This window comes from Embleya sp. NBC_00888 (genome assembly GCF_045207655.1).
Lineage (GTDB): Bacteria > Actinomycetota > Actinomycetes > Streptomycetales > Streptomycetaceae > Embleya.
In genome coordinates this window covers 5360473-5374873 of sequence record NZ_CP108785.1, presented here as the reverse complement: position 1 = coordinate 5374873, position 14401 = coordinate 5360473, and the positions used below count along the sequence as shown (strand labels likewise).

At 71.2% G+C, this 14401-nt stretch carries 13 protein-coding genes; 6 read left to right on the top strand and 7 right to left on the bottom strand.

The genetic code is table 11. The features are described 5' to 3' along the window. Positions 1 to 403: 403 nt before the first annotated feature. The gene (locus tag OG948_RS57875; RefSeq protein WP_331773101.1) at positions 404 to 1132 is read right to left on the bottom strand and encodes a DUF2637 domain-containing protein; all 729 of its coding nucleotides are present in this window, start codon (positions 1130 to 1132) and stop codon (positions 404 to 406) included. Between the two features lie 99 nt (positions 1133 to 1231). Beyond that, positions 1232 to 1429: a hypothetical protein gene (locus OG948_RS57870; RefSeq protein WP_331773100.1), complete on the bottom strand. Its 198-nt coding sequence runs from the start codon at positions 1427 to 1429 to the stop codon at positions 1232 to 1234. 863 nt (positions 1430 to 2292) lie between these two features. Here OG948_RS57870 and OG948_RS57865 point away from each other — a divergent pair. The 3 genes from OG948_RS57865 to OG948_RS57855 all read left to right on the top strand — a co-directional run bounded on the left by OG948_RS57865 (position 2293) and on the right by OG948_RS57855 (position 4613). Beyond that, positions 2293 to 2541: a hypothetical protein gene (locus tag OG948_RS57865; protein ID WP_331773099.1), complete on the top strand. Its 249-nt coding sequence runs from the start codon at positions 2293 to 2295 to the stop codon at positions 2539 to 2541. Continuing rightward, positions 2538 to 2756 (top strand): hypothetical protein, encoded by a 219-nt coding sequence (locus OG948_RS57860; RefSeq protein WP_331773098.1) that lies wholly within the window; start codon positions 2538 to 2540, stop codon positions 2754 to 2756. The genes OG948_RS57865 and OG948_RS57860 overlap by 4 nt, the downstream gene beginning before the upstream one ends. Positions 2757 to 3383: 627 nt before the next feature. Next, a complete protein-coding gene (locus tag OG948_RS57855; protein WP_331773642.1) occupies positions 3384 to 4613 on the top strand; it encodes a PP2C family protein-serine/threonine phosphatase in 1230 nt (409 codons plus the stop codon). 351 nt (positions 4614 to 4964) lie between these two features. On the opposite strand, the gene OG948_RS57850 is transcribed toward OG948_RS57855, so the two are convergent. Further along, entirely contained in the window at positions 4965 to 6182 is a 1218-nt protein-coding gene (locus OG948_RS57850) for a phospholipase D-like domain-containing protein (protein ID WP_331773097.1), read from the bottom strand. A gap of 184 nt (positions 6183 to 6366) precedes the next feature. Then, positions 6367 to 7239, bottom strand: coding sequence for an RNA polymerase sigma factor SigF (locus tag OG948_RS57845; RefSeq protein ID WP_331773096.1), 873 nt, complete (start codon positions 7237 to 7239; stop codon positions 6367 to 6369). 466 nt (positions 7240 to 7705) lie between these two features. On the opposite strand from OG948_RS57845, the gene OG948_RS57840 reads away from it, so the two are divergent. Next, positions 7706 to 8308, top strand: coding sequence for an ATP-binding protein (locus OG948_RS57840; RefSeq protein ID WP_331773095.1), 603 nt, complete (start codon positions 7706 to 7708; stop codon positions 8306 to 8308). A gap of 54 nt (positions 8309 to 8362) precedes the next feature. On the opposite strand, the gene OG948_RS57835 is transcribed toward OG948_RS57840, so the two are convergent. From OG948_RS57835 to OG948_RS57825, 3 genes are all read right to left on the bottom strand, one after another. Then, on the bottom strand, positions 8363 to 8752 hold the full coding sequence (locus OG948_RS57835; RefSeq protein WP_331773641.1) for a PP2C family protein-serine/threonine phosphatase: 390 nt from the start codon (positions 8750 to 8752) through the stop codon (positions 8363 to 8365). Between the two features lie 229 nt (positions 8753 to 8981). Beyond that, complete coding sequence (locus tag OG948_RS57830; RefSeq protein ID WP_331773094.1) at positions 8982 to 9212, bottom strand: hypothetical protein; 231 nt, start codon at positions 9210 to 9212, stop codon at positions 8982 to 8984. A 209-nt stretch (positions 9213 to 9421) separates the two neighbouring features. Continuing rightward, a complete protein-coding gene (locus tag OG948_RS57825) occupies positions 9422 to 9772 on the bottom strand; it encodes a MerR family transcriptional regulator (RefSeq protein ID WP_331773093.1) in 351 nt (116 codons plus the stop codon). Between the two features lie 2160 nt (positions 9773 to 11932). Here OG948_RS57825 and OG948_RS57820 point away from each other — a divergent pair. Continuing rightward, positions 11933 to 13108: an ATP-binding SpoIIE family protein phosphatase gene (locus tag OG948_RS57820; protein WP_331773092.1), complete on the top strand. Its 1176-nt coding sequence runs from the start codon at positions 11933 to 11935 to the stop codon at positions 13106 to 13108. A gap of 792 nt (positions 13109 to 13900) precedes the next feature. Further along, positions 13901 to 14071, top strand: coding sequence for a hydrophobic protein (locus OG948_RS57815; RefSeq protein ID WP_331773091.1), 171 nt, complete (start codon positions 13901 to 13903; stop codon positions 14069 to 14071). The last annotated feature ends 330 nt before the right edge of the window (positions 14072 to 14401 follow it).

Here is a 14401-nt window from a genome sequence, read left to right as displayed (position 1 = left end):
AAGGCCAACGACCAGCGGCAGGGCACCGCGCCCACCATTGCCGAGAGATCTGAGCAAACCCTTCCGATGGGTGGGCCGCCGCCGAATGGCGACATCCGGCGGCGGCTGTGCCCGGCTCGGACTACCGCGAACGCGAGGGTCATCCGAAGGTTTCGCGTGCGCATGTCGAGGCCAGGACCGTGGCCGGGTCGGACGAGGAGGTCCAGTCCGGGTGCGGTTGGGGAAATGGATCAACAACCAACGCAGGCGCGATTCGGCGGGCAAGGGCTCGGATGCCCCGGCCCGGCCGGCTCCTGACATGATCGTCGCCGGACGGTGGAGCACGGCCGTCGCCTTCGCGGGAACGGCCGCCCGAAATCCCGGCTTCCGGACGACTGCCGGAGGCTCGCGCCACGGGCGTGGTTCAGGACGGGGTGTCGCGGCGCGGGCCTGGAATGGAGCGTCGGGGTGGTCGGGTGAGGGTGATCTGGCGTACGAGCTGGTGCAGGCAGGCCGTGGTCGCCACCGCCGGCAGGACGGCGACGACGACCCCCGCGACGGTCATGGGGGCGTGGGTGAGGGACAGCGCCATCGACAGGCCCGCGAAGGCGGCGACCACGATCCACGAGTGCAGTGCCCGGCGGCGGTGCAGGCTGGAACGCAGGATCGACAACGACGCCACCACCCACGGTCCCTGGACCAGGACCGGCCACCACCGCGCCGGGCCGGTGGCGGCGTCGGCGGTGTGCCGCAGCGGAGCGAGGGTGATCACCGCGCCGAGCACACCGATCGCGGCGACCAACACGACGCTGACCACGACCAAGGTGCGGCTGAGCCGGTCCAGCCGCCCCGCGCCCGTGACCGGGAGGGCGGGCGGCAGGGGCCGCCGGCGGTGACTGCCCGGCCCCCGAACCGGGGCCGGGGCCGGGAGTTCGACGGTGGCGGGAACCTCCTCGGCCGGGCCGGCCAGCAGCCGGGCGAGGTCGGCCTCGAACCGCGGGTCCCCCACCACCGCGAACGACGAGGACAACCCGTCCGGCGGCGCGACCGCAGCCGGCGGCGGCCACTCCGCCACCGGGGGGAACGACGCCGCGTTCGGGGGGAATTCCGTACCCGGCGGGGGGTACGGGTCGTATCCATAACCTTCGTACATGGGCCTGATTCGTTCAAGGGATCGGACATCGGCGGGGCACCGCCACAAATATTCGATGCCGAATACACGTATTCGACGGCGGGCGTACGGTCCCGGAATTCACGACCGGGGATCGTCCAGGACGTCGTCGAGACGGCGCGAGTACTCCGCGACGATCAACACCATCGCCAGGGCGAACTGCTCGATGTCGGCAGAGCAATGACGAAGCGCGATGCGACGTCCCGCACGCTCGATGAACGCGTGCGGAGACCGCTTGCGGAACGTCGCCCCACGAGGGGTGAGCACCCAATCCCCCATGGGGAAGGCACGTTGGGCGAGCGCGGGAGGAGCGGAGGTGGAGGCGGAAGCTCTGGGAGTCACGGCGGGGTAACGACACGCCCTCCCCGCAGGCTCTGGCCCAAACCGGTGAACGACGACCCGCGGGCGCGTCTCCATCGGCCGGCCATCGCACATTTCCGAACACCGGCACCACAAGGCCCGCACCGCCGGGAACGCGAATCCCGTGCCTGCACAGGGAAGCGGCACCATTCACCCGAGGCACCCTTTACTTGCGCAACAAGAACCCCACGAATCGGTAAAAACTCGGGACACACCCACTCAAACGCGGTCCCATCCCCCGCCGTACCCGTCATCGTGAACGGCGGTCCCACCTTCCGTGTGCACAAATTCGGGGAAATCTCGTCACCCCGGACCCGCGTCGCGCCGGCCCCGCAAACGTCGCAAACGCCGCCGCATCCTCGACACCGTCGGCACGTTCCTGCGCCCGGGCGAATACGGGGCCTCGGTCGGACGATGCGAGCGAGGCCGCCGCACGTTGCCGGGCACAGCCCGCACAGCACATCGCGAGTGACCGTGAGGACCCGACGAACCGCACCTACCCGACACGGCCACCGACACTCGACGACACACCGGCCATCACCCGAAAGAGTCGTCGGCACACGGTAGTTCCGCTCGCGCCGGGCCCACCCGATCACGGCGTGCGCCGCCCGGCGGACCGTAACCGACCTGCACTCGAAGGCGGGCCTGGGGTCGCACCCCCAGACCCCGGGTTCGAAGGGCGACGATTCACGATCGGAAATGTCCGCTCCGCTACCTGGGGGTGATATGTCAGTGATTGCCCGCAGGCCGTACGGCGGGTCCGCGCGGGCACCGGCACCCGTATGAGGCACAGCGATCCACCCCCGAAGGCCGATGCCGACGCCGACGCCGACGCGTTGGCGGCCCTGGTCGCCCAGGCGCGGCCGTGGAGCGACCCGCAGCCGCCGCTTCCGGACCGGGGACGGACGTTCCCGCACGCCCTCGCCGAAGCCATCGGCGATCGCCTGCGACGCCCCACCTCCCACCTTCGGGCGATCCGGGCCCGACGGCACCCAACCCGCGACGCGCAAGGCTCGTTGGACCGGCCGTGAGCGGCCTCCACGCACGACCCGATCCCACGTCCCCCGAAGACCGGCACGACACCCCGGTGTTCGACGCACTGGCGAACGAATGGACCGCGGCCGGACGCGAACTCCCCTGGGAAACCACCGCGGACCAGGCGAACACCGGACCCGGACCGCGCACCCGCCCACCCGGCGCCGGCGGACCCACCCCCGTACCCGGCCCCCGCACCGGACGCCCCTGAACAACGCCCACCCACCCTCCACGCACCGGCTCGGCGGCCCACCCGAGCACGTGAGGGCACGGGCCGACACCGGGACGGCCACCGATCACCGCTTCGTTCGGCGAGAACGCGGCCCGACCGGAGTTCACCACAACGGGCGACCCATGAACCCCCCGACGCCCGGGTATGAAACCCCTCGGGCGCGGCGCCGGGTCCTCGGGGAAGAAAGACCCGGCCCGCGCCCCCGCACCAACCGCCACCGCACGCCGCCCGGCCCAACGCCCACCGGCCCCACGGGACACGACCGTTGCGACGAGGACTGTAAAAAGTCCGGATACTCCCACCACCGGACATGAGAGCACCGACGATCACCTCCCGAGGCCGCCATCGGCCCCGTGTCGAAGGTCGGCGGCGGGCCCGAGCGGTCGATCCGCCGTCGTCGAGTCCTGGCAATACATGACCTTGAGCGGGGCACACTCACCCCGGGAAATGCACCACACCGGCCCCGCAGGCAGGCGAGACCCACTCGCCGTCCTGGCTCGATCCCGACTTCCCGGGGCCGGTGGGGGCGGGTTCCCGCCGCGATGCGTCGCGGTTGTGGCTGTTGTCGTGTCGGCACGGAGAAGTGCCGGTGGCCTGGGGAGTGATCTGGTGCGTGAACGGATTGGACTGGCCGAGGTGTTGGCGGCTGCGGAGGGTGCCGCGCCGGTGCGTTCCCTCGATGTCGTGGCACACAATCTGCGCGAGCGTTTCGACGCGCGATACGTGTCCTTCCTGTTCGTCGACGTCGTCGGACGACGGCTGCTGCGGGTCAACGACACCCCCGCCACCGACCACGAGCACCACGCGGAACAGGTCCCTCTCGCCGGCAGCAGCGTCTACGACGAGGTCCTGCGCGCCCAGAAGCCGGTCGTGACACCACAGGGCGACCAGGGGCAGCGGGTACTCACCCCCGTCACCAACCGCGGCGACACCATCGGTGTCCTGGAACTGTTCCTCGCCCACGTCACCGCGGACGTGCTGGCCCAAGTCGAGGAGGCCGCGCACGCGCTGGCGTACATCATCGTCACCGACCGCCGCTTCACCGACCTCTACCACTGGGGCAACCGCAGCACCACCGTCAGCCTGGCCGCGGAGATCCAACGCCAACTCCTGCCCTCCGCCCCCACCTGCGAAGCCCCCGAATTCACCCTCGCCGGCGCCCTGGTCCCCGCCTCCGACATCGCCGGCGACACCTACGACTACGCCCTCGACCACGACACCCTGCACCTGTCCGTCACCGACGCCATGGGCCACGACGTCGACGCCTCCCTCATGGCCACCCTCTTGGTCAACGCCTCCCGAGGCGCCCGCCGCGCCGGAGCCGACCTCGCCGAACAGGCCCGCCAGACCCACCAGGCCCTCCTCGACCACGGCCGGCAGACCTTCGCCACCGGCCAACTCCTGCGCATCGGCCTCGACGGAAGCAGCGCCCAACTCGTCAACGCCGGCCACCCCTGGCCCCTGCGACTGCGCGACGGAACGATCGAAGAACTGCGCTTGGCGGTGAATCTGCCCTTCGGCGTCGTCGGACAGGGCGGCTACCGCGTGCAAAACCTCGACCTGCACCCCGGCGACCGCCTCCTGCTCCACACCGACGGCATGCAGGACCGCGAAGCGCATACCGTCGACCTGCCCGGCCTCGTCCGCAAGACGGCCGCCGAGCACCCGCGCGAGGTCGTACGCACCCTGGTCGCCGCCGTCGCCGACGCCTACGACGGCAGACCGCCCAAAGACGACGCCACCGTCCTGTGCCTGGACTGGCACGGCCCCCGACCCGGCCCCGGCCCCGAAATCCGGTACCCGGACTCGGCCCGGTTCTCGCACGGCCAAGGCTGATCCGTCGACGGCGACGGACGAGGCTCCTCTGTGCATGGTTCGCCACTCGGCCGCTCGGTGACGGCCGTGATTGCCCAGGGTCCCAGACGTGTTGCCTTCCGTGGCTGGGGAAGTCGTCCGTTGGCGCCGGCTTCCCCCGTGGTCGACGCTCGCGCGGTCCGACGCCCGCTCACCCCCGTCGGCCGTCGGGCCGCGCTCTTCCCGGCCTGCCCGAGAGGATCCGCCCGGTGATCCGGCTCGGTGGTGGTGAACGGCGCGGAGACGGCGTATGGGTGCCGGGGCGCGGCCACGTCGCTCTTGAGCGAATCTCGCAGGTATCGGTCGGGCGGCCCCATCGATCGTTTCGGGTGGCTACAGGAACCGTCTGATGGGGAGGACCGCCGCCTCTCGCAGGCGTTGCCCGGCGGCCCGATGCCGCCATCGGTCCGGGTCGATGGTCACGCTGCGTTCGAGGTCCGCGTCGTAGTCCCGGTCCAGTTCCGCGGTGAAGGTCTCGTCGAGGACGGCGAGCATGACTTCCTCGTCGTGGTCCATGGAGCGGCGGTTGAAGTTGGTCGAGCCGATCAGCGACGCCACCCCGTCCACGGTCATGATCTTGGCGTGCATCATGGTCGGCTGGTACTGGCGGATGTGCACGCCCGCTTCGAGGAGTCGGCTGAAGTGGTGCCGGCCGGCGAGTTGGCAGGCACGTTGATCGGTGTGGGGGCCGGGGAGCAGGATTTCCACCGTGACGCCGCGGCGGGCGGTGGCGCACAGCAGGTCGACGAAGTAGGTGTCCGGGGCGAAGTAGGCGGTGGCCAGGCGGAAACGTTGTTCGGCGGAGGTGAGCATGACGCGGATGAGGGTCTGCATGTCCTGCCATCCCACGCCGGCCGAGCCGCGCACGACCTGGACGATCGAGGTCCCGACCTGGTCGTGTCCGGTGAAGCGGTCACGGTCGTCGAAGAGTTCGTCGTGGCATTCGGCCCAGTTCTGTGCGAACGCGGCGGCGATCCCGTCCACGGCCGGGCCGCGGACCTTGACGTGGGTGTCGCGCCACTCGTCGGGGTTGCGGGCGTCACCGCACCATTCCTCGGCGATGCCGACGCCGCCGGTGAAGGCGGTGTGCTCGTCGACGACGAGGGCCTTGCGGTGGCAGCGATGGTTCTGTTTGAACGGCGACAGCCACAACGGCTTACGGAACCAGGCCACTTGGACACCGGCGTCGTCCATGACGTCGAGGAGGTCCCGCTCGATCTCCTTGGCGCCGAAGCCGTCGAGGAGCAGCCTCACCCGCACGCCGACCCTGGCCCGGTCGGCGAGCGCGGCGGCGAAGTCGCGAGCGATCCGACCTCGCCAGTACACGAAGGTCATCATGTCGATGGTGTGCTCGGCGCCGCGTATCGCGTCGAGCATGGCGGGGAAGATCGCATCACCGTTACGCAAAGGTACGAGTTCGTTGCCTTCGGTGGCCGCCATGCCCAGCAGGCGCTCCAGTCGCCGTCGCAGGCGCTGCTTGCGGGCCGGTACATCGCCCCGGGCCGTCACATCGGTGCCGTCGGCGTGTTCCGTGTTCTCCCGAGTGCTCATGCGGCACCTTCCGACGATTGGGATGGCGAGCGCCTCGGTCATCCGCGGACAGATCAGCAGCGGGGCGATGGTGCCCATGTTCATCGGAGTTTTGACCGATGTGGTGCGTGGGAAGGTCCACCACGCGCGGTTGCGAACCAGGCGACGCGGTCGTTCCCCGGGCATCGCGTACCTCGATCGGGTTTCAGTCGGCGAGGAGTTGAGTGCGCAGTCCGGTCAGGGTTCGGGCCAGGAGGCGGGAGACGTGCATCTGGGAGATGCCCAGGCGCTCGCCGATCTGGGACTGGGTCAGGTCCTGGCCGAAGCGCATGGACAGGATGTCGCGCTCGCGCTGCGGCAGGGCCGCGATCAGTGGCTTGAGGGTGTGCAGGTTTTCGGCAAGGTCGTATCCGGGGTCGACGAACGAGGCGCGCGAGGCGTGGACCTCGGTGGGGCCGTCGTCGCCGGCCGGGGCGTCGAGGGAGGCGGCCGTGTAGCCCGCGGCGGCGGTGAGGCCTTCGACGGCCTCCTCGACGCCGATGCCGAGCTTGTCGGCGAGTTCGGCGGGGGTGGGTTCGCGGTCGTGTTCGGTGGTGAACGCGTCGCGGGCCCTGGCCAGTTCCAGGCGCAGTTCCTGCAGGCGGCGCGGGACGTGCACGGCCCAGGAGGTGTCGCGGAAGAAGCGCTTGATCTCGCCGGAAATGGTGGGGACGGCGAAGGTGGGGAACTCGACGTCGCAGGAGGGGTCGAAGCGGTCGATGGCCTTGATCAGGCCGATCGTGCCGACCTGGACCATCTCCTCGGTGGTCTCCGGGCGCGAGCGGAAGCGTCCCGCGACGAACCGGACCAGGGGGATGTTGAGTTCGATCAGGGTGTTGCGCACGTACTGGTACTCGTGCGTGCCCTCCTCCAGCACCCGCAGCCGGTCGAACAGGACCTTCGACATCGCCCGCGCGTCGACGGCGGAAACACTGCCCGGGTCGTCGACGATCGGCAGATCGGCGAGCGCGCCGTCCCCGGCTGCGGCGGTCGCGGTCGCGTCGGGGGCCGGGAAGGCGGTCGCGGCGGTGCGGTTCATGTCGGCGTCCTCCTGCTTTCGGGCCGGCTGTGGGCCGGAGCATTGTGCCCCACGCCGCGGGGCGTACACCCGTTCGGGGGTCGGATTCCGCGCCGACGGCAGTAACGCGTCCCCCTCCCGCCGGGGGCGGCATCCGAAATACGGCATTCGCGGCGCCGAGTGCCGATCCACTCGATCGGGCGACGCGTAAGGCGCGGGTCGCCGGGCAGGTGTGCGGGCACGACGGCGCCGGCCTCGGGAAAGGATCGCCGATGGTGCACGAACGGCCAGGTCACGGCACCTACGGTGGATTCGTGGTCTCCCGCTCCGATCCCGCGCTCGAGGACCGTCCGGACGAGGACGCGAGCGAGTCGCTCCGTGCCCGGGCCCGTATACCGAGGTCGCGTCGGAACACCGTCCGCCGTCCGCCCACGTGCCTGTGAGGAAGGTCATGCCTCGACGTCGTCGTTGTCTCGTCCGGTGGCGCGTGCCACGACGGACCGGGGCTTCCGCCCGGGCCCGCACGGCTGCGGGAGCCGCCCTCGCCGACTGGGGTTGGGACGAGGATCGCGTGGCCGCGGCCGTCCTGGTCCTGTCGGAGATGTTGACCAACGCCCAGGTACACACCGACGGGGACGTGGTCCTGGCCCTGCGCCGGACCGGGCGCGGGGTGCGGTTGTCCGTCACCGACACCGACCCCCGGATGCCGACGCGCCGCGATACCGGCCCCGAACACGAGGGCGGCTTCGGCCTGCACATCCTCGACACGATCACCACCGACTGGGGCGTCCGCAAGCACCGGGGCGGCAAGACCGTCTGGGCCGACCTGGGCGTCCCCCACCCCGACGCACACCGGCATCCGCGTCCCGTGCACGCCCGCCCCGGGGCCGCCTCGATCCGGGCGGCCCTTGGCTCAATTCGTCGGGCGGGGCCGGCGGCGGCCCGCCGAGCGGCAGTGCCGCGTCGATCGGCGGCGTGGGTGCGGCGGCAGGTCGGCTCGTCGGCGCGCGGGTGGGTGCCGGCGGCGATACGGCGGATGCGGCACGGGAGTTCGCGCCTGATGCTGGTGGACGTCCTCGCCGCGGTCTGACCCCGCGCAGCGGGCACGCCGGCCGAAAGCAGGGTGTTCCCCGGTCAAGGGCGGTCAGATGCCGGCGCCGTGCCATTGCAGGAGCAGGATGGTGGCGTCGTCGCGAAGCCGGTAGTGGTGGTACTCGCAGATCGCTCGGATGAGTCGGCGCAGGGTCTCGGGCGGGGGCAGACCGTCCGCTATGTGGCGGATGACGAAGTCGACGAACCGGTCGGGGCCGAAGATCTCGCCTTCGGGGTTGCGGGCCTCGGTGACGTCGTCGGTGTGGAACAGGACCCGATCGCCGGGTTCGAGCTGCTCGTCATACAGCTCGACCGACAGGCCCATGGCCGTGCCCATCGGGTGCGCGGGCGGGCGTTCCAGGGTGGCGACCCCTTGGCCGTTGCGGATCGCGATCGGCGGGTGGTGGCCGCGGTTGACCCAGGTCAACGCTCCGGTGAGCAGGTCGAGTCGGCCGATGATCGCGGTCGCGTAGCGGCTGCAGCCGAACTGACCAGCAGCGCGGCCTCGATCGCCTCGCTTTGGCTATACGAACGGCGGGCCTTATCGGGACCTCTTCCCCGATCCCTCGGTGGTCGCCCGGTCGGAGGTTGCCGTCGGCGTCCGCGCCTGCCGATGTCGACGGGTCCGGCGGCGGGATCGGCGGCGTGCCACGCGGGTGCCGTCGCGTCGGTCAGCGCGCGCGCCCGGGTGCGTCGTCACGGGGACCGGGCCCGCCCTGGAGGGCCGTGATGCGCGCGGCGCTGCTGCTGAGGCAGCTCGCGATGTCGCGCAGGTGGGACCTGTTGTACGAGTCGGTCGACCAGCCGAGGTCGTCCATGCCCTTGACGGCGAGGAGCAACTGGTCCGCCGCCGCGGCCAATCGCTTCGCCAGGGCGGCCATGTCCGCCGGGTCCGGCTCCATCGCTGCCTCCGATCATCGACCGGGCCCACGGCCCGCTTGGGTGTCCTCGTCGCGGGCTCCGCCGCATTCCGGATAGGGGTTGCCGCCTCGTGACGAGGACCCCGGCGGCTTCTCGGGGAGGACCGGACCCGGCGGTTTCGACCGCGGTGGCGTCGATCCGCGCCGGGACGCGTGCCCGTGAGGGCGCCGCGCCTGGCGTCCTCGGCGGGTCAGGGGCTCTCCTGCGGCCGGGTCTCGTTGGCGTCGCGCAGTTCGGCGTTCAGGCGCAGGGCCTCCTCGAGTTGGTCCTCGAGGATGACGATGCGGCAGGCGGCGTCGACGGCGGTGCCCCGGTCGACGAGCTCGCGGGCGCGTTGGGCGATGCGCAACTGGTAGCGGGAGTAGCGGCGGTGGCCGCCCTCCGAGCGCAGGGGGGTGATCAGGCCATAGTCGCCGATCGCGCGCAGGAAGCCCTGGGAGGCGCCGATCAGTTCGGTCGCGCGGCCCATGGTGTAGGCGGGGTAGTCGTCGTCGTCGAGCCTGTCGGCCTTGGGCGGGGTCAAGCCGGATACGGGTGCCATCGGCGCCTCTCTGGAGTTCACATCCGTGTCGGGGTTGTCAGGAAAACGCGTCGAGGGGCCCCGGTGCCGTACGGCACCAGGGCCCCGAAAGAAATCCACACCATCCACCGACACCGACGTGTCGGCCTACCTGTTCCGCATCCGCCTCACGTGGCGGGGCTGCGGGGATCGCAATTGCGTGACCGCGGACCACCTTTCGTACCGGTGTTCTCGACGGATCCCGCTCGGCCGAACAACCTCACCGCACCGAGCGGGCGATCCGGATGGCGTTCACTCCTTCCTTTCCTGGCGTTGTGCAACGTGTAATGCCACCGCGGGTACAACCGAACTGCAGGTACTGCCGGGTTACTGCTCGTCCTGCACGACGGCCGTGGGCCGCCCTCAGTTTCTCCTCGGCCCGACAACCAGCCTCCGGAACCCTTCGCCGAACAACACACGGCCCCGGGACTCTGCTGTCGAACCCTCAACAACGCGCGCCAGTTCGTCTCTGTCGCGCCTCACTGATTCGCTTGGCTACGACAGAAAACATACCCACCGACTCCCCTGATGTCTACCTCGGGCACGGTAGATTTTCCGGTGTCTTCGAATGCGGAAACGACTCGCTCGGTAACGAACGATCACTTGCCGCCGCGCAACCCCACCGATGTGACCCTCCGTTCCCGGCAAGGACCCGACGAGCCCGGGCAGCGGCGGCGCTCGGTCGCCCGTCGGCCTGCCACGCCCAGGGGTCGGGCCGGGCCCCTCCGACCGGCGCCCGCGTCGCGGGCGGTCCCGCTCAAGCCTGTTTGCCCACTCGGGGCGTCCTGCGGATCTCGCGCGGCGACAGCAGCGAGGCCGGGGCCTGCTCGGGGTCTTCGCCCGGATCCGGGGTCCGGCTTCGCCCGGTCGCGGCGTTGCGGACCGCCGATCGACGGCTTCCGGGTCACCGCTGCGGCCGGAGGCGGGCCCCGCAGCGAGGGGAGGTCCGGGGCCACGAGAACCGCGTACCTGCCCATCGCGCATCCTTTCGTGGAACGCGTGGAGGGGCCCCGGTGCCGTGCGGCACCGGGGCCCCGAAGGAACTGCTACACCATCTGCCGGCCGTGATACTGCGCCGGCCTCATGTTTCCGCCCACCCGACCGAACTGCCGTCGGGGGTGCGGGGATCGCGGTTGCTCGACCGGAGACCACCTCACTATCGATGTCCTGCGGTACCCGGGCCCAAGACGTCCGCCCGGGCGATCCCGATGGCGCCCGGCTCCTCCGTTCTTCCCTCGAATGATCAACTGCTCGACTGCTCTACTGCGTATTACCGGTGATGCGGACTTTCGGTGACCTCTCATGGCGCCACCCTTCGACAATCAGCCCCGTCGCCCGTCCTGCGTCCGCTTGGCTTGGAACCCCACTGCCGAACCTCCCGGTGCGCGCGCCCGCAGCCGACGCCTTCACCGAGGTACTACTCACCCATTCCACTGCCGGGTACTGCGACCTGCACGCACCGGTACTGCCACTGCGTGGACCACTGCCTGCGGCGGCCCCTGTTGCTGCGGGCCACCCGATCCGGGTGGCCGTCCCGTCGCCCTGTCGCTCAAACCGTGGCTTCGGAACTCCACCGCCGAACCGTCCTGCGTACTGCGACCACGTACTGCCGCCCGGCAGTTCGTCTCTGCCGGGCCCTTCGGTCCCTCTGGGCTACGAGAGAAACCATAACTACACGACCATGTAATGTCTACTCCCGTCGCAATAGATTTTGCGGTGTTGCGGGAGGAGGGAATCTTTTCCCGACATCGAGGGGCCTTCCCCGGAGACTCGAAGCCTCCGTCCCGGAGGCGGCTTCGGGGCATCCGATACCGGCAGCGGCAGTCGGGGACCGGGACAGGAGCGGGAGTCGTCGCCCCCACCGGTGCCGGGGCCGCTTCGACGCGCCCCGGTGTCGCCTGGGCGCCGGGCGACGGCCCTGCCCGGCATCGGCGAACCGCAGCCCACGAGCCGCTTCGCCGGCGGTCCGGCCGGTGCGGTTCGTTCGAAGGCGATCGTCGTTGCCTTTCGGGGGCATACGGCCGCCGGCAGGACCGGTGGAACCGCCGCCGGTACGCCCTTTCACCCTGGAGTCGTCCTGAACCACGGCCGTACCGACATCAAGCGACCCGCCGCCGCGGCGCGCACCGCCGGGCGTATGCGGTGAGCGTCGTGCTGTTGGAGAGCGAGGACGTGGCGTGGTTCCGCGACAGCCTCATCGGCGCCCGGGGGGCCGCCTCCCGGTTGGCCGCGCGGATCGGGCTGAGCGAGCACCGCGCCGGCGAGGTCGCCCTGGCCGTGTCCGAAGCCGCCTCCAATCTGGCCAAACACGCCGTCGCCGGGGCGATCGTGCTGCGGATCGTGCGGACTCCGCAGATCGCCGGGATCGAATTCCTGGCCCTGGACCACGGACCGGGAATGGCGGACGTGGCCGCCTCCATGCGCGACGGCCGCTCGACCACCGGCACCCTGGGCATCGGCCTGGGCATGGTCGCCCGCCTCGCGGACACCTTCGACCTGCACTCCGCCGCCGGACAGGGGACCGTCATGCTCGCCCGGTTCTGGCCGCGGGGCGCGACCTCGCGCCTGCGGGGCACCCCCGGCGAACCGTCGGAATCCGTGGTGGCGGGAGTGACCCGGCCCATCAGCGGGGCGATGCCGCGCGGCAACGGCCCGCCCGCGTGCGGGGACGGCTGGGCGGCACGCCGGGACGACACCGGGACGGAGGCACCCGGGCCCGCCCCGGGTGATCCGACGGCCGATGCCCGTGTCCGTGCCTTGGCCCCGGCCATACCCTGGTCGGCGCCGGCCTCCGCGTCCACCGCCCTCGGCACGGGGGCTGCGGTGACGGTGATGCTGTGCGACGGACTCGGCCACGGCCCCCTGGCGGAGACCGCCTCCCGGGCCGCGATCCGTGCCTTCCACACCGGAGGCAACCGATCACCGGAAGAGACCGTGCAGACCATCCACCGGGCCCTGGCCGGTACCCGGGGCGTCGCGGTGGCCGTCGCGCGCATCGAACCCGACCGCGCACGCGTGCTGTTCTGCGGGGTGGGCGACACCGCCGCCGCAATCGTCACACCCACCACCAAGACCAGCCTGCCGTCACAGCCCGGAATCGCCGGACACCGCATGCGCACCCCGCGCACCACCACCCACCCCCTACCGACCGGCAGCGCACTGGTCATGCACTCCGACGGCCTCACCCAACGATGGAACCCCGAATCCCTCCACGGAGTCCTCCGGCACTCCCCGACAGTCATCGCCGGACACCTCCTGCGCGGCGCCGGCAAACACCACGACGACGCCTCGATCCTCGTCGCCAAGGGGCCGTGGTGACCACGCGAAACGAGCCCACGCCGCGTCCCGGCGAACCGAGCCGGCCTGGTCCCGTCCGCCGACGCGGGCAACGAACTCGCTCACCCGAGTGAACCCCGCACGTCGACGGGACACGCCACGCGAAACACGGGACGAGCCACCGGCGAGCGCAGTCCACGGCTCCTCCTTCCTGCGTTGGCCGCAGGACTGTGCCCCGGCGTTCAGGGATTCCGGGACCCCGATCGCAAACGATCGGGTCTTCGTCGTGTCCTCCGCCCGGCCTCCCGAGTTCGGGTAGGGGCACCCGCTCGCAAGCGCGGGGGCAGGCGCGCGGAGGATGCACGTCGTTTCATGTCGCTCTCACGACGCCCGCACAGCCCGCCTCGCCACCCCCGTGCCGCGGACGACGCCCGGCGGCTGTGCGCGGCGGTCAGGTCCCGCGCGAGCAGGGGAAGACCTCGACGCCGCCCGAGTCGGGCGCGAGGACCACCGTTGCGGATGCACCTCGCGAGGCCTTCGGGTGGCTCGGTCAGGAGCCGGGCGAGCCGACGCGAAGAGCACGCACGACGCGGCGCCGACCCCGGGCACACGACGCCGCGGCGAGCGCCCGCCCCGTGGATGACCCGCCGTCGGGCGCGACCGCGGCATGTGCGGTGTGCGGCACACCCCGCGCCGGAAACGCCGGCGGGAAAGGCGTTCATCCCGTTCCGGATCGCGCCCGGCCGAAAAGAAGGCCTTTCCCAGGTATGCGCCCCGAAGGGTGGGGCACAAGCGGGTCCGTGACGGACACGACGGGTCGGAGGTAAGACGAAAATGATTCCCCTGCTGCTGGTCCTGCTTCTTGCTCTGGTCCTCTTCGGCGCCGGTTTCGCGTTGAAGGCGCTGTGGTGGTTGGCCGTGATCGTCCTGGTCGTGTGGGCCTTGGGCTTCGTCTTCCGATCGGCCGGCGTCGGGGGCGGCCGAGGTCGCTGGTACCGCTGGTAGACACGCCCCCTGGCGACGCCACGACGCGCGGCGGGTAGTACCGGACTCGGAGCACCGAGCCGGGCACAACCCGCCGCGCGTTTCGCGTTCCGTTGCGGCGCACGCGCCGACATACCGACCGGAACACGCGTCCCGCCCGGGGAACCCTCACCCGCCTCCACCCGCACCGCCTCCCCGTGCCCGACCAGCGGTACCGACGGGCAACGCGATGCCGCGCCACGCGGGCCGCACCCTGCGCAGACTCGACAAGTCCCGGACGTCCTCGGCCGAACCTGCTCGGGCACGAGGCACGGAAGGTAGGTGCGCAACGCGGTTCGGACAGTCTGCACG

What these genes read in the sequence shown, in the direction of transcription:
- OG948_RS57815 (WP_331773091.1), top strand. Translation starts at nt 13,901, where the DNA reads ATGATTCCCCTGCTGCTGGTCCTGCTTCTTGCTCTGGTCCTCTTCGGC.
- OG948_RS57870 (WP_331773100.1), bottom strand. Translation starts at nt 1,429, where the DNA reads ATGGGGGATTGGGTGCTCACCCCTCGTGGGGCGACGTTCCGCAAGCGG.
- OG948_RS57825 (WP_331773093.1), bottom strand. Translation starts at nt 9,772, where the DNA reads ATGGCACCCGTATCCGGCTTGACCCCGCCCAAGGCCGACAGGCTCGAC.
- OG948_RS57850 (WP_331773097.1), bottom strand. Translation starts at nt 6,182, where the DNA reads ATGAGCACTCGGGAGAACACGGAACACGCCGACGGCACCGATGTGACG.
- OG948_RS57845 (WP_331773096.1), bottom strand. Translation starts at nt 7,239, where the DNA reads ATGAACCGCACCGCCGCGACCGCCTTCCCGGCCCCCGACGCGACCGCG.
- OG948_RS57830 (WP_331773094.1), bottom strand. Translation starts at nt 9,212, where the DNA reads ATGGAGCCGGACCCGGCGGACATGGCCGCCCTGGCGAAGCGATTGGCC.
- OG948_RS57875 (WP_331773101.1), bottom strand. Translation starts at nt 1,132, where the DNA reads ATGTACGAAGGTTATGGATACGACCCGTACCCCCCGCCGGGTACGGAA.
- OG948_RS57865 (WP_331773099.1), top strand. Translation starts at nt 2,293, where the DNA reads ATGAGGCACAGCGATCCACCCCCGAAGGCCGATGCCGACGCCGACGCC.